Here is a 22,168-nt window from a genome sequence, read left to right on the forward strand (position 1 = left end):
TGTCTAGTGACCGGCGCCCGCGCCGACCGTCGGCAGGTCGGTCTGGACGCCCTTGTCGCCCGCGTCGGCCGTGTAGTCCTCCGCGGTCGTCTCGTCGACGCCGTCCGGGGCCTTGACCGCCTTGAGGACGAAGGTCAGGACGACGGTGACGACGACGTTGAGGACGAACGCCGTGAAGCCGATGTAGCCGATCTCACCGATGCCGGGGATCTCCGCCGACGAGCCGCCGAAGTGCTTCTGCGTCGGCGACGCGACGCCCCACGCGGCGAGCGTGCCGTAGACCATGCCGACCGCCCAGCCGGCGAGCAGCGCCCACCGGTGGAACCAGCGCGTGAACAGGCCGCCGACCAGGGCCGGGAAGGTCTGCAGGATCCAGATGCCGCCGAGCAGCTGGAAGTTGATGGCGACCGTCTTGTCCATGGTCAGGACGAAGGCCAGCGCGCCCACCTTCACGAGCAGCGACACCAGCTTGGAGACCTTGGTCTCCTGCGCGGGCGTCGCGTCCGGCTTGATGAAGTCCTTGTAGATGTTGCGCGTGAACAGGTTCGCGGCGGCGATGGACATGATGGCCGCGGGGACCAGCGCGCCGATGCCGATGGCCGCGAACGCGACGCCCGTGAACCAGTCGGGGAACATGTCCTCGAACAGCTGCGGAATCGCCAACTGCCCGTTCTGCACCTTGATCCCGGCCGCGATCGCCATGAACCCGAGCAGTGCGAGCAGGCCGAGCATCAGCGAGTACAGCGGCAGGATCGTGGTGTTGCGGCGGATCACGTTGCGGCTCTTGGAGGAGAGCGTCGCCGTGATCGAGTGCGGGTACATGAACAGCGCCAGGGCGGAGCCGATCGCGAGCGTCGCGTACGTCCAGGTCCCCGAGGAGCCCGGTGCGAGCCCGGCGACCGGTTTGCCCGCCGCGTCGTTCGCGGCGTCGAACTTGTCGTTCGCCGCGGCGAAGATGTGATCGAAGCCGCCCAGCTTGATCGGGATGTAGATGATGGCGACCGCGATCACGAGGTAGATCAGGCCGTCCTTGACGAACGCGATCAGCGCGGGCGCCCGCAGGCCCGAGGAGTACGTGTACGCGGCCAGCACGCCGAAGGCGATCAGCAGCGGCAGGTCCTTGATGAACCAGTGCGTGTTCTCGCCACCGCCGACGCCCATCACGTCGAGCACGGCCTGGATGCCGACCAGTTGGAGCGCGATGTACGGCATCGTGGCGAGGATGCCGGTGACCGCGACCGCGAGCGAGAGGCCCTTGGAGCCGAAGCGCCCGCGCACGAAGTCGGACGTGGTCACGTACCCGTGCTTGTGCGAGACCGACCACAGGCGCGGCAGGAACGTGAAGATCAGCGGGTACACCAGGATCGTGTACGGCACCGCGAAGAAGCCGGAGGCGCCGGCCGCGTAGATCGCCGCGGGCACGGCGACGAAGGTGTACGCGGTATAGAGGTCGCCGCCGAGCAGGAACCAGGTGACCCAGGTGCCGAACGAGCGGCCGCCCAGGCCCCATTCGTCGAGGGACGCCTCGTTCTCGGCCTTCCGCCAGCGCGCGGCGAGGAAGCCCATGACCGTGACGGCCACGAAGAAGATGATGAAGACGGTGAGCGCGACACCGTTGACGCCGCCGTTCACGCCTGGCCTCCAGCCGACTGAGCAGACTTACGGGCGCGCTGGTCGCGCTGCCACAGCTTGTACGCGGTCATCGTGAGCGCGGTCGAGATGAGCACCCAGAGCATCTGGTACCAGTAGAAGAACGGGATGCCGATGAAGGTCGGTTCGACCTTGGCGTAGGAGCTGACCCAGAGCATCGCGACGAACGGTGCGGCCAGACACAGTGCAATGATCACGCGTACCGGCGTGACCACCGGTTGTTTCACTTCAGGCGCATCGGACATTCGCGGTTCCGTTCCCCTCGCTCATCAGAGATCCCACTTATCTCATGCTTAACGCCCGGGAAATCTAAGCGAGAGTCTTGATCTACGGAACCCCTGTCCGGATAACGGATGGGTGCACGGGCCGGTTCAGCAGCAGCGGAACCCCTGCCGCGGATCCGATTCCTGCCGGTCCGTCCGCATGCGCTCGAAGTCGCGCCGGGACGGCACGGACGCCCCCGGGTGGGTCTCCCCGAGGTGCGTCACATACCGCTCGTACGCGCTCTCGTCCGTCAACTCCCGGACGAACCACCGCACATACCTAGCCACCCGTAGCACTGCCGACGCCGGCATCGCGCGCCTCCGCCTTCTCCTCCTGCGTGGGGACGAGCCCGGCCGGTGCCACCAGCGTGGACTCGACGTACGGCGCCTCGCTCAGCTTGGACGACTGCGGGTTCCGTACGTGCTTCACACATACCCGTAGCGCGTCGAGAACCACCACGACGATGAGGAGGGCGAGCGTGGCCGAAAGGACGCCGTCCACCGTGGAGTTGGTGACCACGGTGTGCATGTCGTCCATGGTCTTGGCGGGCGGCAGGATCCTTCCGGCGTCGATGGCGTCCTGGTAGTTGGAGCGCTGCTGGAAGAAGCCGACGCGCGGATCGGACGAGAATACCTTCTGCCAGCTGGCGGTCAGCGTCACGACGGTGTCCCAGACCAGCGGGATCCCGGTGATCCAGGCCCACTTGAGCCGCCCCGACTTCACGAGCAGCGTCGTGCAGACGGCGAGGGCGACGGCGGCGAGCAGCTGGTTGGAGATGCCGAAGATCGGGAAGAGCTGGTTGATCCCGCCGAGCGGCTCGTGCACGCCGACCCACAGGAAGTAGCCCCACAGGCCGACGACGACGGCGCTGGTGAGCAGCAGGCCCGGCTTCCAGCTGATGTTCTTGAACGGCTTGTAGACGTTGCCGAGCATGTCCTGGAGCATGAAGCGGCCCACGCGCGTGCCCGCGTCGAGCGCGGTCAGGATGAACAGCGCCTCGAACATGATCGCGAAGTGGTACCAGAAGGCGCGCAGCCCGCCCCCGGTCACCTGCGAGAAGATCTCCGAGACGCCGACGGCGAGCGTCGGCGCACCGCCCGTACGGGACAGCAGGCTGGCTTCCTCGACGTTCTTGGCCGCCTGCGCCAGCTCGGCCGGTGAGATCGAGTAACCGAAGCCCGCCACCGCCTGCGACGCGGACTGCACGCTGTCGCCGATGACTCCGGCGGGCGCGTTCATCGCGAAGTACAGGCCGGGGTCGATGATGCTCGCGGCGACGAGCGCCATCACGGCCACGGCCGACTCCATCAGCATGGAGCCGTAGCCGATCATCCGGACCTGCGTCTCCTTCTGGATCATCTTCGGCGTCGTGCCGGAGGAGATCAGCGCGTGGAAGCCGGAGAGCGCGCCGCACGCGATGGTGATGAAGACGAAGGGGAACAGCGAGCCCGCGAAGACCGGTCCGTCGCCGCGCGAGGCGAAGTCCGTGACCGCGTCCATCTTCAACGTCGGCAGCGCGACCACGACGCCGATGGCGAGCAGTCCGATGGTGCCGAGCTTCATGAACGTCGACAGATAGTCGCGCGGCGCGAGCAGCATCCACACCGGCAGGACCGAGGCGACGAACCCGTAGATCACCATCCAGATCACGAGCGTCGAGGGCGCGAGCGTGAAGGCGCCCGCCCAGGAGGACTCGGCGACCCAGCGGCCCGCGATGAGCGCGAGCAGCAGCAGCGCGACGCCGATGAGCGAGACCTCGGAGACCCGTCCGGGCCGCAGCACCCGCAGATAGAAGCCCATGAGCAGCGCGATCGGGATGGTCATCGCGATGGAGAAGGTGCCCCACGGCGACTCGGCGAGCGCGTTCACCACGACCAGAGCGAGCACCCCGAGCAGGATGATCATGATGGCGAAGGCGGCGACCAGGGCGGCGGCCCCGCCGAACGGGCCGATCTCCTCGCGCGCCATCTGCCCGAGCGAACGCCCGTCGCGCCGCGTCGAGAAGAACAGCACGACCATGTCCTGCACGGCGCCCGCGAAGATCACGCCGACGATGATCCAGATGGTGCCCGGCAGATACCCCATCTGCGCCGCGAGCACGGGCCCGACCAGCGGGCCCGCCCCGGCGATGGCCGCGAAGTGATGGCCGAGCAGCACGCGCCGGTCGGTGGGATGGAAGTCCATCCCGTTGTTCAGCCGCTCGGCGGGCGTGGCCCGTTTCCCGTCGACCTTCAGCACCTTGTTCGCGATGAACTTCGCGTAGAAGCGGTAGGCGATGGCGTACGACCCGAGGGCGGCGGCGACCATCCACGCGGCGGAGACCTCCTCGCCGCGGGAGAGTGCGAGTACGGACCAGCCGGCCGCGCCCACGAGGGCGACGACGGTCCACAGGATCACGGTTCTTGGAGAAGTGGTACGCACCGGTGGGTCCTCCCCGTCCATGCGACGACGGGAGGACCGTAAGCCAGAGGGTGTGAGCTGCGCTACACCGCGTGCGGGAAAGCGTCTACTCCGTTACCGCGCAGGGGAGTTGGGGCGGTCAGTCGGTCGGCCGCTTCAGCCGCGCCACGAACTTGTACCGGTCGCCGCGGTAGACAGAGCGCACCCACTCCACCGGCTGTCCCGAGCCGTCGATCGAGTGGCGGGAGAGCATCAGCATCGGCAGGCCGACGTCCGTGCCGAGCAGGCCCGCCTCGCGCGGCGTGGCGAGGGAGGTCTCGATGGTCTCCTCGGCCTCGGCGAGGCGCACGTCGTAGACCTCGGCGAGCGCCGTGTAGAGGGAGGTGTACTTGGCGAGGCTGCGGCGCAGCGCCGGGAATCGCTTGGCCGACAGGTGCGTGGTCTCGATCGCCATCGGTTCGCCGCTCGCGAGGCGCAGCCGCTCGATGCGCAGGACGCGGCCGCCGGCGGAGATGTCGAGGAGGTGCGCGAGCGAGTCGTCGGCGGTGACGTAGCCGATGTCGAGCAGCTGCGAGGTCGGCTCCAGGCCCTGCGCCCGCATGTCCTCGGTGTACGAGGTGAGTTGGAGCGCCTGGGAGACCTTGGGCTTGGCGACGAAGGTGCCCTTGCCCTGGATCCGCTCGAGCCGCCCTTCGACGACGAGCTCCTGAAGCGCCTGCCGGACGGTCGTGCGGGAGGTGTCGAACTCGGAGGCGAGCGTGCGCTCGGGCGGGACCGGGGTGCCGGGCGGCAGTGTCTCCGTCATGTCGAGCAGATGCTTCTTCAGGCGGTAGTACTTGGGCACGCGTGCGGTGCGGACGGGCGCCCCGCTCTCGTTCTCCGCACTGCTGACGTCGGTGCTCATGCTCCGCCTTCCCGGCTCCGGTGCCGATGCGACTGACGTCCCCGTCGGCCGCGGCTCACATCGTGGCACGGCTCGCTCGGAGGAACTCGGGTTGAGGCTTCTCGCACGCACCGTGATCCCTTCTTATACCGCCCGGTGACCGCCTGGTCTAGTCCACCCGCCGTACTCGGTCGAGGGGGCCAACGGCCTTGCCCTGTCTGGCGGGTGTCGTTCCGATAACGGACGCGGGGACCTCTCTCGGCCACCCTTGACAGCCCTATTGGTCTGGGCCAAGCTCCCCGTACTGGTCTACACCATTAAAGATCAGGTCCCAGTCCCGCGTGCACTACTCGTCGTATGCGCCGCTGTGGGTGGGGGGTTGCTGGCATCCCTGAGGAGGGTGACGTGAAGCGCAAGCTCATAGCGGCTATCGGAGTTGCGGGCATGCTGGTCTCGATCGCGGCCTGTGGCGGCGACAGCGAGGACGACGGGAAGAAGGCGGGTCCCGAGAGCTTCAAGGGGCAGACGCTGACGGTCTGGGCCATGGACGGCTCTACGCCGGCGAAGTGGACCAAGGACCTGCAGGCGGCCTTCGAGAAGAAGACCGGCGCGAAGCTGAAGTTCGAGACCCAGAAGTGGGACGGCATCCAGCAGAAGATCACTACCGCGCTCTCCGAGTCCACCCCGCCGGATGTCATCGAGGTCGGCAACACCCAGACCCCGGCCTACGCGGCCACCGGCGGCCTCGCCGATCTGAGCGACCTCAAGAAGGAGATCGGCTCGGAGTGGACCGAGTCCGTCTCCAAGTCCTCCGTCTACGAGGGCAAGCAGTACGCCGCGCCGTGGTACTTCGCCAACCGCGTCGTCCTCTACAACAAGAAGATCTGGGCCGACGCGGGCATCAAGGGCACCCCGAAGACCCGCGACGAGTTCCTCAAGGACCTCGCCACGATCGACAAGAAGACCGACGCCGAGCCGATCTACCTGCCCGGCCAGAACTGGTACTTCTTCGACGGCCTGACCATCGGCCAGGGCGCCGACCTGGTGAAGAAGGAAGGCGACAAGTACGTCTCCAACCTCGCCGACCCCAAGGTCTCCGCCGCCATGGAGATCTACAAGAAGTACGCCGCCCACTCCAAGGCCCCCAAGGACAAGGACGAGGCCACCCCGCAGCAGGCCGAGGTCTTCGCCAAGGGCAAGACCGGCGCCTTCATCGGCATGGGCTGGGAGGCCGGTACGGCCGTCGCCGCCAACAAGAAGATCGAGAAGGACATCGGCTACTTCACGATCCCGGGCGAGACGGCGGACAAGCCCGAGGGCGTCTTCCTCGGCGGCTCCAACTTCGCGGTCGCCGCGGGCAGCAAGAAGCAGGAGCTCGCCAAGGAGTTCCTGAAGCTGGCCCTGGGCGACAAGTTCGAGGGCGCCCTCGCCAAGGAGAACGGCGTCATCCCGAACAAGAAGTCCCTGGAGACCAACCTCAAGGGCAACGAGGTCGCCGAGGCCGCCGCCCCGGCCGCCGAGTTCGGCGGCACCACGCCGCTGATCCCCGAGTGGGCCGCGGTGGAGAACACCCCGAACCCGATCAAGAACTACATGACCTCCGTGCTGAACGGGAAGTCGCCCGCCGCTGCCGCCAAGGCGGTCGAGGCCGAGATCAACAAGCGCCTCGCGCAGAAGAACTGACCCGCTCTGCGTCGGGGAACGCGCGGACGCGTCCCCGGCGCAGGCACGCTCGACCGTACGGCCACGGAGGAAATGGCGAGTCATGTCAGTGCAGACCGAAGGCGCGGACACGGTCGGGGCGACCGGTGTCCGTAAGTCCGAGGCGCCGCCCCCGCACGAGCCGGTGAAGCCGGCGAGGAAGCGCGGCACCGCCCCCTACCTCCTGCTGCTTCCGGCGCTCGCGGCCACGCTGATCCTGCTCGGCTGGCCGCTGGTGAAGAACGGCATGCTGTCGTTCCAGAACCTCAACCCGCGTCAGCTCATCCTTCACCTCACCGAGTGGAACGGCTTCGACAACTACGCCGAGGTCCTCGGCGGTTCGGAGTTCTGGCGGGTCGTCCTGCGCTCGGTGATCTTCACCGCGGCCAACGTCGTACTGATCATGCTGTTCGGCACCCTCGTCGGGCTGCTGCTCGCACGGCTCGGCAAGCGGATGCGGCTGCTGCTCCTGTTCGGCCTGGTCCTGGCGTGGGCGATGCCGCTGCTCGCGGGCACCACCGTCTTCCAGTGGCTGTTCGCCCAACGCTTCGGCGTCGTCAACGGCTTCCTGAACCAGCTCGGCTGGCACTCGATGGCCGACCACAACTGGCTCGACACCCAGTTCTCCACTTTCGTGGTGATCACCCTGCTGATCGTCTGGGGCTCGATCCCGTTCGTGGCCATCAACCTCTACGCGGCGACCACCACCATCCCGAAGGAGCTGTACGAGGCCGCCTCCCTGGACGGCGCCGGCGGCTGGACCTCCTGGACCTCGGTGACCTGGCCGTTCCTCAAGCCCTTCCTGCTGGCCACGACGTTCCTCGAAGTCATCTGGGTGTTCAAGGCGTTCCCGCAGGTCTTCGCGATGAACGAGGGCGGCCCCGACCGGCTCACCGAGACCCTGCCGATCTACGCGTTCGTCGAGGGCATGGGCAACCAGCACTTCGGCATGGGCGCGGCCATCTCGTTCCTGACCATCCTGGTGCTGCTCGTCATGACCTCGTACTACCTGCGCATGGTGCTCAAGCAAGACGACCAGGAAGGGGCCGAGCTGTGAGGCGCTCACTCTTGGGACGCCTGTGGCCCGGCGCGACGGCCACCGTCCTCTTCGTGATCTTCGCGTTCCCCGTCTACTGGATGTTCGCCACGGCCTTCAAGCCGACCAACGACATCCTCACGGACAACCCGGTCTGGTTCCCCACGGACATCACGCTCGAACACTTCGACCGGGCCGTGCACGCCGACCACTTCTGGACGCTGGTGGGCAACTCGTTCACCGTCACGCTGCTTTCGGTGTCCATGTCTCTGGTCATCGCCCTGGTCGCGTCCTTCGCGCTCGCCCGGATGCGGTTCAAGGGGCGACGCGGCTTCCTGGTGGTCTTCATGCTCGCGCAGATGGCCCCGTGGGAGGTCATGGTCATCTCGATCTACATGATCGTGCGCGATGCCGACATGCTCGACAGCCTGGTCCCGCTGACCGTCTTCTACACGATGATGGTGCTGCCCTTCACGATCCTGACGCTGCGCGGCTATGTCGCCGCGGTGCCCAAGGAGCTGGAGGAGTCCGCGATGGTCGACGGCTGCACCCGCACGCAGGCCTTCATCAAGGTGATCTTCCCGCTCCTCGCACCGGGTCTGATGGCCACCTCGCTCTTCGGCTTCATCACCGCGTGGAACGAATTCCCGCTCGTGCTGATCCTCAACAAGAGCGTCGAGAAGCAGACGCTGCCGCTGTGGATCTCGCAGTTCCGCACCGCATTCGGCGACGACTGGGGTGCGACGATGGCGGCGTCCTCGCTGTTCGCCCTCCCCATCCTCGTCCTCTTCGTCTACCTCCAGCGCAAAGCCGTCAGCGGCCTCACCGCCGGCGCCGTGAAGGGATAACGCACCCCGATGACAAACCGGTCGACATTGACACGTGGTACCGACACTCTGACGCGCGATGCCCTGACCGTCCTCCAGCCCGGATTCACCGGCACATCGGCGCCCGACTGGCTGCTGCGCCGGCTCGGCGAGGGGCTGGCGTCGGTCGGACTGTTCGGGCGCAACATCGCGACGCCGGAGCAACTGGCCGCCCTCACCGCCCAGCTACGGGCCGAGCGCGGTGACGTCCTGGTCGCCATCGACGAGGAGGGCGGTGACGTCACCCGCCTTGAGGTCCGCACCGGCTCCTCCTTCCCCGGCAACCACGCGCTCGGCGCGGTCGACGATGCGGCGCTGACCCGCTCGGTCGCCGCCGAGCTGGGCCGCCGCCTCGCTGAATGCGGGGTCAACCTCAACTGGGCGCCGTCCGCGGACGTCAACGCCAACCCGGACAACCCGGTGATCGGCGTACGTTCCTTCGGCGCCGACACCACGCTGGTGGCCCGGCACACCGCCGCGTACGTCGAGGGCCTGCAGTCCGCCGGCGTCGCCGCCTGCACGAAGCACTTCCCCGGCCACGGCGACACGGCGGTCGACTCGCACCACGACGTGCCGCGCATCGACGTCGACCTCGACGTGCTGCACGCCCGTGACCTCGCGCCGTTCCGGGCGGCGATCGCGGCGGGCTCGCGGGCCGTGATGAGCGCGCACATCCTGGTGCCCGCGCTCGACCCGGAGTACCCGGCAACGTTGTCGCGTCGCATCCTCACGGGCCTGCTGCGCGAGGAGTTCGGCTACGAGGGTCTGATCGTCACGGACGGCATGGAGATGAAGGCGATCTCCGGTACGTACGGCATCGAGCGCGGCAGCGTTCTCGCCATCGCGGCCGGCGCCGACGCCATCTGCGTGGGCGGCGGGCTCGCCGACGACGACACGGTGCTGCGGCTCCGCGACGCCCTCGTGGGGGCCGTGCGCTCCGGCGAACTTCCGGAGGAGCGGCTGGCGGACGCGGCCGAGCGGGTGCGCGCGCTGTCGAAGTGGACGGCGGCGTCGGGCCGGGGCGGCGCGGGCGCGGTCGAGCGCGACCCGGAGGTCGGCCTGGTGGCGGCGCGCCGCGCGGTCACGGTGACGCGCGGGGAGCAGGCGGCCCCGGTGACGGGCCCCGTGCACGTGGCCGCCTTCTCGCCGGTCGCCAACATCGCGGTCGGCGACGAGACGCCCTGGGGTGTGGCCGCCGAGCTCGAACGTCTGCTGCCCGGCACCACCACCGGTTCGTACACCGGCCCGGACGCGGGCCCCGCCGTACTGGCCGCCGCGGGGGAGCGGCGAGTGGTGGCGGTGGTCCGCGACGAGCACCGGCATCCGTGGATGGGCCGGGCCCTGGACGACCTGCTGGGCGCCCGGCCGGACACGGTGGTCGTGGAGATGGGGGTGCCGCGGGCCGCTCCGCGCGGGGCGCTGCACATCGCTACGTATGGGGCGGCGCGGGTGTGTGGGGTTGCTGCGGCGGAGGCGATCACGCGGGGTTGAGCCCAGCCGGGGCTTCGGGGCTCTGCCCCGGACCCCGCTGCTCAATCGCCGCAGGGGCTTAAAAGGCCTGCTCAATCGCCGCAGGGGCTTAAAAGGCCTGCTCAATCGCCGCAGGGGCTTAAAAGGCCTGCTCAATCGCCGCAGGGGCTTGATGGATGGTGCCGTGCCGCCTTGGGCAATCTGCCGCCAGGGGCGGCAGGGTGGGCAAGGCGGCACCCCGGCGCGGGGCGAGCGCTCCTCAGGGCCCAGCCCCGCCCGGCCTACAGCCCCTGCCACTCCGGCTTGTTGGCGTACGTGTGCCGGAAGTACTGCGCGAGCTTCAGCTTCGACGCGGCGCCCTCGTCGACCACGACGGTCGCGTGCGGGTGCAGTTGCAGCGCGGAGGCCGGCACCACGGAGGCGACGGGGCCCTCGACGGTCGCCGCCACGGCGTCCGCCTTGCCCTCGCCGGTGGCGAGCAGCACCAGGTGCCGCGCCTCCAGGATCGTCCCGATGCCCTGCGTGATCACGTGCCGCGGGACCTGGCTCAGATCGCCGTCGAAGAACCGCGCGTTGTCCGCGATGGTCTGCTCGGTCAGCGTCTTGATCCGGGTCCGCGAGGCGATCGAGGAGCACGGCTCGTTGAACCCGATGTGCCCGTCCGTCCCGATCCCGAGCAGCTGCAGATCCACGCCCCCGGCCTCGACCAGCGCGCTGTCGTACGCCTCGCACGCGGCCTGCACGTCCGCGGCGCTGCCGTCCGGGCCCATGAACGCCGCCTCGCCGAGGCCGAGCGGCTCGACGACCTGCCGGAGCACCGTCGCCCGGTACGACTCGGGGTGCCCGGTCGGCAGCCCCACGTACTCGTCGAGCTGGGCGATCCGCGCCTTCGACGCGTCGACCGCACCGGCGCGCACCTGGGCCGCCAGCGCCTCGTAGATGGGCAGCGGAGTCGATCCGGTGGCCACACCGAGCAGCGCGTCGGGCTTGCGCCGCAGCAACTGGGCCATGGCCTCGGCGATCAGCTCGCCGCCTGCCTTGGCGTCCGGGACGATCACAACTTCCACGCTGGGCCTGCCGTTCTGGTCAGAGGGGACGGGAAAACGTGCCGTGTGGTTTAGACCAATCTAGCAAAGCGAACCCCGGTCGGTCAGGCCCTTCAGGGCTCCTCCCTTCCATGCTCGGCGCTGCACCGGGGCTCGGCACGTCGAGGCGTCCGTCCCGGCCCGGCCAGGCCGGCCGGTGGGCGGCGCGGGCCGGGGGCGGCCACAGTGGAAGGTGCCCGGGGCCCGACCGTCCCCGGCACCGTGCCGACCCACCGGAGGTGCCCGCATGAACGCCACCGAGCCCGAGCCGGAGCGCCCCGGCCGGATCATGACGCGGGAGATGCACGAGCAGCCCGACGTACTCCGGCGTCTCCTCGCCACCGGCGCCCCGCGCATCCAGGAGGTCGCCCGCCGGGTCGCCGACCGCGCCCCACGCTTCGTCCTGCTCACCGCCCGCGGCACCTCCGACAACGCCGCGCTCTACGCCAAGTACCTGCTCGAAATCCGGCTGGGCCTGCCCTGCGGCCTCGCCTCGATGTCCACCACGACGGCCTACGGCGCCCGCCCCGATCTGCGCGACGTCCTGGTCGTCACGGTCAGCCAGTCCGGCGGCTCGCCCGACCTGGTCGCCTCGACGAAGGCGGCCCGCGAGGCCGGCGCGATCACCCTCGCCGTGACCAACAACCCGGACTCCCCGCTGGCCGCCGTCTCCGAGCACCACATCGACATCATGGCCGGACCCGAGAAGGCGCTGCCCGCGACGAAGACGTACACCGCCTCGCTGCTCGCCCTGTATCTCTTCGTGGAGGGCCTGCGGGGCGGCGACGGGGCGGCGGCCGCCGTGCTGCCCGACCACGCCGACCGGGTCCTCGCCCGCCGGGACGAGATCCGTGCCCTGGCCGCCCGCTACCGCTTCGCCGGACGCATGGTGATCACCTCTCGCGGCTACGGCTATCCGACCGCCAAGGAAGCGGCCCTCAAGCTGATGGAGACCAGCTACATCGCGGCCCTCGCGTACTCCGGCGCCGATCTGCTGCACGGCCCGCTCGCCATGGTCGACAACATCTCCCCGGTGATCGCCGTGGTCACCGACGGCCGGGGCGGGCAGGCCCTGCAACCCGTCCTCGACCGGCTCCGCGGGCGCGGGGCCGATCTGATGGTGGTCGGCCCCGAGGCCCAGGTGGCCCGCGCCTCCGCCGGCTTCGTCCTGCCGACGGCGGGGGTCGCCGAGGAGATGCAGCCGGTCCTGGAGATCCTCCCGCTCCAACTCCTCGCGTACGAGGTGACCATCGCCCGTGGCCAGGACCCCGACGCCCCGCGCGCCCTCGCGAAGGTGACGGAGACCCGGTAGCCGCGAAATGAACCGGCCCGCTCCGGCACTCGTGCAGAGGTACGTACGTTGAAGTGGACGTGGACGCAGATGCGGACGTGATCGTCGGAGGAACGGACGAGAACTAACCTCTGCAGACACATAGACATGGGAGAATGGTCTAGTCCACAATGCGTAACTGTGGCTTCCGCCCTCCCCGCACAGGAGGACGGACAGAGGAACCGACGCTCTCTGCCCTGACCGCGTCGGATCCTCGATCGGCAGCCGGGACCGCACACCTGGAAGCCGGTGCACCTGAAGGGCTGCGGTGCCAGGGAAAGGGCTGAGGGTCCCGACCCCCGGCGCCGCGGCCCGTCGGTCTTTCGGGGACCCGCGGCTCCTCGCTCCTTTCGGAGCCCCGCCGCCCGGCGGTTAAGCTCGGCTCGTGCCCTCCATGAACGATCTCGTCCGCCAGCACACCGGCCTCGGTGCCTCCGATCTCGAGTGGCTCCACCTGCTGGTCTCGGAGTGGCAGTTGCTCTCCGACCTCTCCTTCGCCGACCTCGTCCTGTGGGTCCCCACCCATGACGGCACGCGATACGTCTCCGTGGCCCAGATGCGGCCCAACACCGGACCGACGTCCTACCAGGACGACATGGTCGGCCATCTCGTCCCGCGTGGCCGCCGCCCCATGCTGGACGTCGCGCTCGACGAGGGCCGCATCGTGCGCGAGGGCGACCCCGAGTGGCGCGAGGAGGTCCCGGTGCGGGTGGAGTCCATCCCCGTACGCAGGGAGGGCCGGGTCCTCGGCGTCATCGCGCGCAACACCAACCTGCTGACCGTCCGGACGCCCTCGCGCCTGGAGCTGACCTATCTGCAGTCGGCCTCCGACCTCGCGCAGATGATCGCGGCCGGCACCTTCCCGTTCCCGGACCAGCAGGTCGACATGGACGCCTCCCCGCGCGCGGGCGACGGCCTGATCAGGCTCGACGCGGACGGCGTGGTCCAGTACGCCTCGCCCAACGCCCTGTCCGCGTACCACCGGTTGGGTTTCCAGGCCGATCTGGTCGGCCACCACCTCGGTACGACGACGGCCGAACTCGCCCCGTCCCGCGGCCCGGTGGACGAGGCGCTCGCCAAGGTGGCCAGCGGCTGGGCGCCGCGCGAGTTCGATGTCGAGGGGGAGGAGGGCTCGATCCAGCTGCGCGCGATCCCGCTCAGCCCCAAGGGCACCCGCATCGGTTCGCTGGTCCTGCTGCGCGACGTCACCGAACTGCGCCGCCGCGAACGCGAGTTGATCACCAAGGACGCGACCATCCGGGAGATCCACCACCGGGTGAAGAACAACCTCCAGACGGTCGCCGCCCTGCTCCGCCTCCAGGCCCGCCGCATCGGGTCCGACCGGGGGCGCGAGGCCCTGGAGGAGGCGGTCCGCCGGGTCGGTTCCATCGCGATCGTGCACGAGACGCTCTCCCAGAACCTGGACGAGCGCGTGGAGTTCGACGAGATCGCGGACCGGGTGCTCGCCATGGTGGCGGAGATCTCACCGGGTCAGGTGGTGGGCCGGCGCACCGGCCGCTTCGGCATCCTGGACGCCGAGGTGGCGACCCCGCTGTCCATGGTCCTCACCGAGGTGCTGCAGAACGCGCTTGAGCACGGCTTCCGGCAGGGCGACACCGGCACCGTCGAGGTCTCGGCCGTGCGCGGCGGCACCAGCAAGGAGGCCCGACTCCTGGTCACGGTCCAGGACGACGGCGTCGGTCTGCCCGAGGGCTTCGACCCGAAGCGCGCGGGGAACCTGGGCCTGCAGATCGTACGCACGTTGGTGGAGGGCGAGTTGGGCGGAACGTTCGACATGGTGCCCGCACCGGAGCGCGGTACGCAGGTCATCCTCGACATCCCCGTACGCAGCAGCAAATAGCCGTACGAGGCGCGAACGGCAGTGCCCGAACAGGAGCGCCCGGACAGCAGAGAGCCCCGGACCGTTGAACGGTCCGGGGCTCTCTGTTCGTCTCGTTGCCCGGGCTGTGTCCCGGGCTGAGCCTGGGGAGCATCGGGGGTACTGCGCGCTGCGGCTCGGGGGCGGGAGATGCGTACGTGGTGTACGCGCCGCCGGGCTCAGGCTCGAACGGGGTGGGGGATCAGGCGGAGGCCTGACGGGCCCGGTTGCGAGCGGCGCGGCGCTTCATTGCGCGGCGCTCGTCCTCGCTGAGGCCACCCCAGACGCCGGAGTCCTGGCCGGACTCGAGCGCCCACTGCAGGCACTGCTCCATGACGGGGCAGCGACGGCAGACGGCCTTGGCTTCCTCGATCTGCAGCAGCGCGGGACCAGTGTTGCCGATGGGGAAGAAGAGCTCGGGGTCTTCTTCGCGGCAAATGGCGTTGTGACGCCAGTCCATGGCTGCTACCTCTCCTTGGTGTTACATGCGGGCTGCTTGTGAATGTGAACGCTTTCACGAATCCCCCAACAAGTGAAGGGCCGAACGTCACATATGCGACGATGGTCCGTTGCTTTGAGGAGGGGATTCGGGCTCTCTGTGGGGCCGATGTTTCGGGCCGTCCCGAGCGCCATGTAGAGATTCGCAAACCTCGGCGACGGATACAACCCCTTCCGGAAAGTTTTTTTTGATTCCTCGGTGTCGGCTAGGTCACAGCCGTACTTCCATGGGGTGGATGCTGGCCCAAACGTTCGAGATGAAGGACTTTAGTCTCTTCCACTCACACAATCACACGCAGTGCACGGCGTACGCCTGTGAACGTCACGCTGGTTCGCAGTCCCAGGTGGTCACCGTCCATCTGAAGGGGCAGGGGCGCCTTCGAATGCAAGGTGAAGTCGGTCAGGTCGTGGAGCGTGACCGCGTTCTTGCCGTGCGGGCCGCGCTCGGGCGACGAGGCGAGCAGCTGGGTGCCGTAGCGGGCCACCGCGGGAGTGGAGAGTTTCTTGAGTCCCAGCACGTCAAGGCCGGTGTCGAAGGACGCCTGGGGCGTCGGATACAGCGGCCTGTTGCCCAGGAAGGACCACGGCGAGGTGTTGCTGACTATGGAGACGACGAGATCGGTGACCGGATCCTCGCCCGGCCGTTCGAGCGTGATCGTGCCGTGCCGGCGGTCGGCCTCGCCGAGGAACTGACGCACCACCTGTCGCACGTACAGGGCATGCGTCGAACGCTTGCCGCGCTCCCGCTGCTGCTCCACCCGGCCCACCACGCCCGCGTCGAAGCCGAGGCCCGAGGCGAACGTGAACCAGCGGGAGGGCACCCCCTCGTCCTCCGTGCCCGCGGTGCCCGAGGCGAGGCCGAGGCCCACCGTGCGCCGCCGGCCCTCGCGCAGGGCGTCCAGAAGCTGCCCTGTGGCCTCCACGGGGTGGTTCGGCAGGCCGAGGGCGCGGGCGAAGACGTTCGTGGAGCCGCCCGGGACGACGGCGAGGCCGGGCAGCCGGTCGAGGTCGGGGCCGTGGTGCAGCAGGCCGTTCACGACCTCGTTGACCGTGCCGTCGCCACCGAGGGCGACGACCAGCTCGATGTCCTTGCTCTCCGCGGCCTGCCGGCCGAGGTCGCGCGCGTGCCCCCGGTACTCGGTGGTGACGGCCTCGAGCTTCATCTCGCTCGCCAGGGCGTGGATCAGCACATCACGCGTGCGCGCGCTGGTGGTGGTTGCCGCCGGATTGACCACGAGAAGTGCACGCATGCAAGGCAGCGTACCCAGCGCCCTTGATCGGGCCCAGACCGAGGTAGGTTGCAAAGGTGACCTCAGAGCAGAACCCCGCCCCCGAATCCGCCGAAGAGTACGGCCCGCGTCCCGGTCGGCTGACCGCCGCCGCGGCCCTGGCCGGGCTCGAAGGGCTCGCGCTCGTCGTGGGCGGTGCCTACATGCTGGTCGCCGGCCTGGCCGGGCACCCCGACAACCCGGAGCAGGCCGCCACCGGCGGCGTCACGCTCATCGTCCTCGCGCTGCTGCCGCTGTTCGCCGCGCGCGGACTGCTCGCCCGCAAGCGCTGGAGCCGCGGCCCCGCGATCATCACGCAGATCATGGCGCTGCCGGTCGCCTACACGCTGCTGCAGGCCGACAGCATGGCCATCGGGGGCGGCATCGCGCTCGCCGCCGTGTCGATCGCCTCACTGGTGCTGCTCGTCAATCCCGAGACCACGCGCGCGTTGGGCATCCGTACGCCGGGTTCCTCCCAGTAGCTCGCACGTTCGCAGGCCCGCAATGAGAAGGCGCCCGACGCGGATCCGCGTCGGGCGCCTTCTCGTGTGCGTACGTGGGTCACTCCTCGACGAGGAGCCTGTCCCGGAGCTGGGCCAGCGTGCGGGCCAGCAGGCGGGAGACGTGCATCTGGGAGATGCCGACCTCCTGGGCGATCTGCGACTGCGTCATGTTCCCGAAGAACCGCAGCAGCAGGATGCGCTTCTCGCGCGGCGGCAGGTCCTCCAGGAGCGGCTTGAGGGATTCGCGGTACTCGACGCCCTCCAGCGCCTCGTCCTCGGAGCCCAGCGTGTCCGCGACCGCCGGGGACTCGTCGTCCGTGTCCGGGACGTCCAGGGACAGCGTGGAGTACGCGTTGGCCGACTCCAGGCCCTCCAGGACCTCCTCCTCGGAGATGGCCAGCTTCTCGGCCAGCTCGTGGACCGTGGGGGAGCGGCCGTTGAGCTGGGACAGCTCGGCGGTCGCCGTCGTCAGGGCCAGGCGCAGCTCCTGGAGGCGGCGCGGCACGCGCACGGCCCAGCCCTTGTCGCGGAAGTGCCGCTTGATCTCGCCGACGACCGTCGGCGTCGCGTACGTGGAGAACTCCACTCCCCGCTCGGGGTCGAAACGGTCGACCGACTTGATCAGGCCGATCGTCGCGACCTGGGTGAGGTCGTCCAGGGGCTCGCCGCGATTGCGGAAGCGGCGCGCCAGGTGCTCGACCAGCGGCAGATGCATGCGCACGAGCTGATTGCGCAGCTCGGCGTACTCCGGGCTGTCGGCCTTCATGGTGCGCAGCTCGATGAACATCGCCCGTGCACCGCTGCGGTCCCGCGGATCGTGTCGGTCGTGCCGCTCGCCGTGTCGCTCGTGGTCGCTCATCAATCCCGCCCGTCGCGCGTCCGATCCCCCTGAGCCCCCGCGAAGTACGGCCCCCGGGGTCGGCGCTGCCTCTTGTGCCGCGCCGGCCGTCGGGTCCGCCGTGTCCACGGCGTCCTCCGGATGCGGCAGGGCCTGCTGCTCGGGAATGGCGGTGGTCGGCCGCCGCATCCCGCCCGTGCCGTCGGCCGGGAGATCCCGTGTGCCGCGCTTGTCGTCCCGCACCGGACCGTCCCCGTTCCTCACGTCGGGCCGGGGCCCGCGCCGCGCTTCTTGTAGAGGCTGATGGAGACGGTCCTGTCCTCGGCCACTGTGGAGTCGACCTGGCCCGCGAGGGCCGACAACACCGTCCACGCGAAGGTGTCGCGCTCAGGGGCCCGGCCGTCGGTCGTCGGCGCGGAGACCGTCACCTCCAAGGAGTCGTCGACCAGCCGGAACACGCAGCTGAGTACGGAGCCGGCGACGGCCTGCTGAAGCAGGATCGCGCAGGCCTCGTCGACAGCGATGCGAAGGTCCTCGATCTCGTCGAGGGTGAAGTCCAAACGCGCTGCGAGGCCGGCCGTCGCCGTACGCAGCACCGACAGGTAGGCACCCGCAGCCGGCAGCCGGACTTCCACGAAGTCCTGATTCCCGGGCTCGCCTGCGATCTGGGACACCCTCACCTCCAAGGTGGTACAAGCACTTTCGGGCTCCGGAGGTGTCGTCCCCCGGGTGATGCGCCACATATATCTGCGGTGACGCTACCGCGCGCCCGACTTTCCTGTCCCGGGGACCCCCGGCCCAGTGCTGTCACTCATAGTAAGCCTACGGGTACGGACAGTGGCTAGAGGGTGTGCGGGCTCAATTGGAAAGAGCGGGCGCCGGTTTGACGTACCCAGGCGTCAGTGGATCGAACCCCGGAGGGGCCCGGGATCCGCCGGGTCAGACGAGAATCGAGTCGACAAAGCACCAACGCCAGCTCTCACCAGGCTCGAAGGTGCGCATCACCGGATGTCCCGTCTCGGCGTGGTGAGCCGTCGCATGCCTGTACGGGGACGAGTCGCAGCACCCGACGTGACCGCAGACCAGACACAGCCGTAGTTGCACAGGGTGACTGCCGACGGCCAGGCACTCCAAGCAGGTCTCGCTCAGAGGTGCGGGCTCGGGGTGCGGCAACGCGGCGACGTGCGAGCACTCGTTCATGATGGCCAGGTTACGACGGGTGGGGCGGAGCAGGGCGGTGGAAGGCGGGTCATGGACGTATTGCCTCTGGTGGGTCTGATCGCCGCGAGTGCGGCTGTGGCGGGGGCGGCGCGCAGGACGCCCGTGCCCGCGCCGCTTCTCCTGGTCGCCTTCGGCCTGATCGCGTCCTACGTGCCGTGGGTCCCGGAGTACGTGCTCGACCCGCACGTCGTGCTGCCGCTGATCCTGCCCCCGCTGCTGCACACGGCCGCCCTGGAGAGCTCCTACCTCGACCTGAGGGCGAACATCAGGCCCGTCGCGCTGCTCTCCGTGGGCTACGTCCTGTTCGCCACGCTCGCGGTGGGCTGGCTCGCGTACGAGCTGATCCCGGACCTGCCGCTGACGGCCGCGCTCGTCCTCGGAGCGGTGATCGCGCCGCCGGACGCGGTGGCTGCCACGGCGATCGCCCGGCGGGTGGGGCTGCCCTCCCGGATCACCACGATCCTGCAGGGCGAGTCCCTGGTGAACGACGCGACCGCGATCACCGCCTACAAGGTGGCGCTCGCCGCGGCCGTGGGTGAGGGTGCGAGCTGGGCGGGCGGGATCCAGGAGTTCCTGGTGGCGGCCGTCGGCGGGGTCGGCGTGGGGCTGCTGCTGATGGTGCCGCTGCACTGGTTGCGCACGCACCTCAAGGAAGCGCTGCTGCAGAACACGCTCTCCCTGCTGATCCCGTTCGTCGCGTACGCGGTCGCGGAGCAAGTGGGCGCCTCCGGGGTGCTCGCCGTCGTGACCGTGGCCCTCTACCTGGGGCACCGCTCCTGGCAGGTCGATTTCGAGACACGGCTTCAGGAGACCGCGGTGTGGAAGGTCGTCGCGTTCATCCTGGAGTCGGCGGTCTTCGCGCTCATCGGCCTCCAGCTGCGCTTCGTCCTCGAAGGGCTCGGCGAGTACAGCGTGTGGCAGGCCGTCTGGTACGCGGTCGGGGTGTTCGTCTTCGTGGTCGTCATCCGCTTCGTGTGGTCGTATCCGGCCACCTATCTGCCGTGGTGCATGTCGTCCCGCATCCGCGCGCGGGAGAGCGACACGGACTGGAAGCGGCCGCTGGTCGTGAGCTGGGCCGGCATGCGGGGCGTGGTGTCGCTGGCCATCGCGTTCTCCATCCCGCTGGTCACGGAGGACGGGGAGCCGTTCCCCTCGCGCAACCTGGTGCTCTTCCTGACCTTCACGACGGTCATCGGGACACTCGTCGTCCAGGGGCTCACGCTGCCGCCGCTCATCAAGCTCCTCAAGCTGCCCGGCCGGGACACGCAGGCCGAGACGCTCGCCGAGGCCCAGGCGCAGAACGCCGCCTCCGTGGCCGCGGAGGAGCGCGTGGAGGAGTTGATGCGCGACGAGCGCAATTGCCTTCCCACCCCTCTCCAGGACCGTCTGCGCACCGTTCTGGAGCGCCGCCGCAACTCGGTGTGGGAGCGGCTCGGGCAGGCCAACCCGGTGACCGGGGAGTCCGCCGACGACACGTACCGCCGGCTCGCGCGGGAGGCGATCGCGGCCGAGCGCGAGGTCTTCGTACGGATGCGGGACGAGCGGCGGATCGACGACGAGATGCTGCGGACCCTGCTGCGCAAGCTGGACCTGGAGGAGGCCGCCGCCTATCGGGAGGTCGACGACTGAGCGCCTTCGAAGGGGGTGCCCGTGATCACCGCCGCGAGCGTCGTGCCGCGCGGGAACGCGCCCTCCTGCGTGAGGGCGACAAGTGCGTACAGCGCTTTGGCGACATACAGCCGCTCGACGGGCACGCCGTGGCGGGCCTCGAAGTCCTCGGCGAACGCCACGAGTTCCTCGGGCACGCGCGCGTAGCCGCCGAAATGGAAACGGTCCTCCACCCGCCACGCGCCCCGCGGGCCGCCGAAAGCCGCCTCCTGGAGGGCGCGGACCTCTGCCTCAAGGAACCCGCCCTTGAGGACGGAGACGCCCACGGCGCGCTGGCCGGGGGTGAGTCCGGCGGCAAGCCCCGCGAGAGTGCCGCCCGTGCCGCAGGCGAGCGCGACGACATCCGCGTGGCCGCGCAGCTCCCGGCCGAGATCCGTACAGCCTTGGACCGCAAGGGAGTTGCTGCCGCCCTCGGGCACCACGTACGCGTCCCCGGCGTCGGCGGCGTCGAGGAGCCCGGCCAGTACGTCGGGATCGCTCTTGCGCCGGTACGTGGACCTGTCGACGAAGTGCAGGCGCATCCCGTCTGCCGCACAGCGGGACAGGGACGGATTGAGCGGGCGGTCGGCGAGTTCCTGGCCGCGGACGACACCGATGGTGGGCAGGCCGAGGAGCCGGCCCGCCGCGGCCGTGGCGCGCAGGTGGTTCGAGTACGCGCCTCCGAAGGTGACGATCGCGCGGCCCTTGGCCGCCGCCGCGTCGAGGTTCGGGGCGAGCTTGCGCCACTTGTTGCCGATCAGATCCGGGTGGATCAGGTCGTCCCGCTTGAGCAGCAGCCGCACGCCGTGGCGCGCGAAGCGCTCGTCCTCGGCCTCCACGAGGGGAGACGGGAGGCGCGGGTGCGGGCCGGGGCCGGTGGGACGGGACACCCGGCCATTGTCGGACACCTGGCCGGGGGCCCGCCCGCGCGGCGGCAGGCGGCTACTTGAGCCGGTCCCCGATGCGCTTGCGCATCGACGCCATCGTGAACCCCTTGGGGTCGACCTTCCCCGGCTGCCACTCCAGGTGACCGATGACCGAGCGCTCGGTCCAGTCGTGGTGGCGGCAGATCGCCGCCGCAGCCCTCTCGATGGCCTCCAACTGGGCGGCGGGCCAGGGGTCGTCCCCGTTGCCGAGGTTCTCGCACTCGAAGCCGTAGAAGCGGCTGTTGCCGTCCGTGTTCGCTTCGTTGTCGTGCGGCAGGGCCTTCTCCGCGATCACCGCGCGCAGCACGTCGTCGTCGCCCAGGCCCGCGTGGTTCGCCCGGCCGTAGCCGACCAGGTGGACGCGGCCGTCCTTCGTGATGACCCCGTGGCACAGCGGCCCCGGCAGGTTCGCATGGCCGTCGCGGCAGACGCGCACGGTGGCGGCGCTGCCGGAGGTGGCGGTGTGGTGGATCATCACCCCGTTCAACGGGCCCCAGTCGCCGATGTGATTGCGGTTGTGATGCCGCCAGTCGCCGACCTCGACCACCGTCAGACCCTCGTCCTTGAGAGCCTTGATGAAGCTGCTTGCGGACATGGGTGGGGCCACGGCCGCCTCCTTCGCGGGAGCGACGGCCGCCGACTGCGTACCGTCTCGTACGGTTCGCTTTTACCCGGAACTGCCGTTCAGCGACCTAAGGTTCGC

The 22,168-nt window shown here is 69.6% G+C and carries 21 protein-coding genes; 8 read left to right on the forward strand and 13 right to left on the reverse strand.

Features of this window, described 5'->3' with window-relative positions; translation table 11 throughout:
- Positions 1 to 3: 3 nt before the first annotated feature.
- The 5 genes from mctP to ACIRHA_RS26830 form a co-directional block, all read right to left on the reverse strand.
- The gene (mctP, locus tag ACIRHA_RS26810) at positions 4 to 1,632 is read right to left on the reverse strand and encodes a monocarboxylate uptake permease MctP (protein ID WP_403850747.1); all 1,629 of its coding nucleotides are present in this window, start codon (positions 1,630 to 1,632) and stop codon (positions 4 to 6) included.
- Complete coding sequence (locus ACIRHA_RS26815; protein ID WP_403850750.1) at positions 1,629 to 1,895, reverse strand: DUF3311 domain-containing protein; 267 nt, start codon at positions 1,893 to 1,895, stop codon at positions 1,629 to 1,631. The genes mctP and ACIRHA_RS26815 overlap by 4 nt, the downstream gene beginning before the upstream one ends.
- A gap of 126 nt (positions 1,896 to 2,021) precedes the next feature.
- The gene (locus ACIRHA_RS26820) at positions 2,022 to 2,225 is read right to left on the reverse strand and encodes a YbdD/YjiX family protein (RefSeq protein ID WP_327661653.1); all 204 of its coding nucleotides are present in this window, start codon (positions 2,223 to 2,225) and stop codon (positions 2,022 to 2,024) included.
- Complete coding sequence (locus ACIRHA_RS26825) at positions 2,194 to 4,356, reverse strand: carbon starvation CstA family protein (protein WP_403850753.1); 2,163 nt, start codon at positions 4,354 to 4,356, stop codon at positions 2,194 to 2,196. Before ACIRHA_RS26825 ends, ACIRHA_RS26820 begins: the two co-directional genes overlap by 32 nt.
- 97 nt (positions 4,357 to 4,453) lie before the next feature.
- Positions 4,454 to 5,218, reverse strand: coding sequence for a GntR family transcriptional regulator (locus ACIRHA_RS26830; RefSeq protein WP_351338953.1), 765 nt, complete (start codon positions 5,216 to 5,218; stop codon positions 4,454 to 4,456).
- Between the two features lie 384 nt (positions 5,219 to 5,602).
- Between ACIRHA_RS26830 and ACIRHA_RS26835 the strand changes: the two genes are divergently transcribed.
- From ACIRHA_RS26835 to ACIRHA_RS26850, 4 genes are all read left to right on the forward strand, one after another.
- The gene (locus tag ACIRHA_RS26835) at positions 5,603 to 6,880 is read left to right on the forward strand and encodes an extracellular solute-binding protein (protein WP_403850757.1); all 1,278 of its coding nucleotides are present in this window, start codon (positions 5,603 to 5,605) and stop codon (positions 6,878 to 6,880) included.
- An 82-nt stretch (positions 6,881 to 6,962) separates the two neighbouring features.
- A complete protein-coding gene (locus ACIRHA_RS26840; protein ID WP_403850760.1) occupies positions 6,963 to 7,955 on the forward strand; it encodes a carbohydrate ABC transporter permease in 993 nt (330 codons plus the stop codon).
- The gene (locus ACIRHA_RS26845) at positions 7,952 to 8,782 is read left to right on the forward strand and encodes a carbohydrate ABC transporter permease (RefSeq protein ID WP_403850763.1); all 831 of its coding nucleotides are present in this window, start codon (positions 7,952 to 7,954) and stop codon (positions 8,780 to 8,782) included. The genes ACIRHA_RS26840 and ACIRHA_RS26845 overlap by 4 nt, the downstream gene beginning before the upstream one ends.
- Positions 8,783 to 8,791: 9 nt before the next feature.
- Positions 8,792 to 10,291 (forward strand): glycoside hydrolase family 3 protein, encoded by a 1,500-nt coding sequence (locus tag ACIRHA_RS26850; protein WP_403850766.1) that lies wholly within the window; start codon positions 8,792 to 8,794, stop codon positions 10,289 to 10,291.
- 260 nt (positions 10,292 to 10,551) lie between these two features.
- Here ACIRHA_RS26850 and nagB read toward each other — a convergent pair whose 3' ends face one another.
- Positions 10,552 to 11,337, reverse strand: a complete 786-nt coding sequence (gene nagB / locus ACIRHA_RS26855) for a glucosamine-6-phosphate deaminase (protein ID WP_403850769.1) — start codon at positions 11,335 to 11,337, stop codon at positions 10,552 to 10,554.
- 265 nt (positions 11,338 to 11,602) lie between these two features.
- On the opposite strand from nagB, the gene ACIRHA_RS26860 reads away from it, so the two are divergent.
- Together ACIRHA_RS26860 and ACIRHA_RS26865 are read left to right on the forward strand one after the other, a co-directional pair.
- Entirely contained in the window at positions 11,603 to 12,667 is a 1,065-nt protein-coding gene (locus tag ACIRHA_RS26860; RefSeq protein WP_403850771.1) for an SIS domain-containing protein, read from the forward strand.
- A gap of 412 nt (positions 12,668 to 13,079) precedes the next feature.
- Complete coding sequence (locus tag ACIRHA_RS26865; RefSeq protein WP_403851153.1) at positions 13,080 to 14,546, forward strand: sensor histidine kinase; 1,467 nt, start codon at positions 13,080 to 13,082, stop codon at positions 14,544 to 14,546.
- Between the two features lie 220 nt (positions 14,547 to 14,766).
- Here ACIRHA_RS26865 and ACIRHA_RS26870 read toward each other — a convergent pair whose 3' ends face one another.
- On the reverse strand, positions 14,767 to 15,024 hold the full coding sequence (locus ACIRHA_RS26870; RefSeq protein ID WP_403850774.1) for a WhiB family transcriptional regulator: 258 nt from the start codon (positions 15,022 to 15,024) through the stop codon (positions 14,767 to 14,769).
- A gap of 319 nt (positions 15,025 to 15,343) precedes the next feature.
- Complete coding sequence (locus ACIRHA_RS26875) at positions 15,344 to 16,312, reverse strand: diacylglycerol/lipid kinase family protein (protein ID WP_403850776.1); 969 nt, start codon at positions 16,310 to 16,312, stop codon at positions 15,344 to 15,346.
- A gap of 56 nt (positions 16,313 to 16,368) precedes the next feature.
- Here ACIRHA_RS26875 and ACIRHA_RS26880 point away from each other — a divergent pair, with 56 nt between their 5' ends.
- Positions 16,369 to 16,812: a hypothetical protein gene (locus ACIRHA_RS26880; RefSeq protein ID WP_403850779.1), complete on the forward strand. Its 444-nt coding sequence runs from the start codon at positions 16,369 to 16,371 to the stop codon at positions 16,810 to 16,812.
- A 79-nt stretch (positions 16,813 to 16,891) separates the two neighbouring features.
- Here the strand turns inward: ACIRHA_RS26880 and ACIRHA_RS26885 are convergent, their stop codons facing one another.
- The 3 genes from ACIRHA_RS26885 to ACIRHA_RS26895 all read right to left on the reverse strand — a co-directional run bounded on the left by ACIRHA_RS26885 (position 16,892) and on the right by ACIRHA_RS26895 (position 18,871).
- Positions 16,892 to 17,935, reverse strand: a complete 1,044-nt coding sequence (locus tag ACIRHA_RS26885) for an RNA polymerase sigma factor SigF (RefSeq protein ID WP_403850782.1) — start codon at positions 17,933 to 17,935, stop codon at positions 16,892 to 16,894.
- Positions 17,932 to 18,345: an anti-sigma regulatory factor gene (locus ACIRHA_RS26890; protein WP_403850785.1), complete on the reverse strand. Its 414-nt coding sequence runs from the start codon at positions 18,343 to 18,345 to the stop codon at positions 17,932 to 17,934. The genes ACIRHA_RS26885 and ACIRHA_RS26890 overlap by 4 nt, the downstream gene beginning before the upstream one ends.
- A 265-nt stretch (positions 18,346 to 18,610) precedes the next feature.
- Positions 18,611 to 18,871, reverse strand: coding sequence for a UBP-type zinc finger domain-containing protein (locus tag ACIRHA_RS26895; RefSeq protein WP_403850787.1), 261 nt, complete (start codon positions 18,869 to 18,871; stop codon positions 18,611 to 18,613).
- Positions 18,872 to 18,922: 51 nt separating this feature from the next.
- On the opposite strand from ACIRHA_RS26895, the gene ACIRHA_RS26900 reads away from it, so the two are divergent.
- Positions 18,923 to 20,521: a Na+/H+ antiporter gene (locus tag ACIRHA_RS26900; protein ID WP_403850790.1), complete on the forward strand. Its 1,599-nt coding sequence runs from the start codon at positions 18,923 to 18,925 to the stop codon at positions 20,519 to 20,521.
- On the opposite strand, the gene ACIRHA_RS26905 is transcribed toward ACIRHA_RS26900, so the two are convergent.
- Positions 20,500 to 21,429, reverse strand: a complete 930-nt coding sequence (locus ACIRHA_RS26905) for a 1-aminocyclopropane-1-carboxylate deaminase/D-cysteine desulfhydrase (protein WP_403850793.1) — start codon at positions 21,427 to 21,429, stop codon at positions 20,500 to 20,502. The two genes, ACIRHA_RS26900 and ACIRHA_RS26905, sit on opposite strands and share 22 nt — an antisense overlap.
- Before the next feature lie 52 nt (positions 21,430 to 21,481).
- Entirely contained in the window at positions 21,482 to 22,072 is a 591-nt protein-coding gene (locus ACIRHA_RS26910) for an N-acetylmuramoyl-L-alanine amidase (protein ID WP_403850796.1), read from the reverse strand.
- Between the last annotated feature and the right edge of the window lie 96 nt (positions 22,073 to 22,168).

Source organism: Streptomyces sp. NPDC102360 (genome assembly GCF_044766085.1).
Lineage (GTDB): Bacteria > Actinomycetota > Actinomycetes > Streptomycetales > Streptomycetaceae > Streptomyces.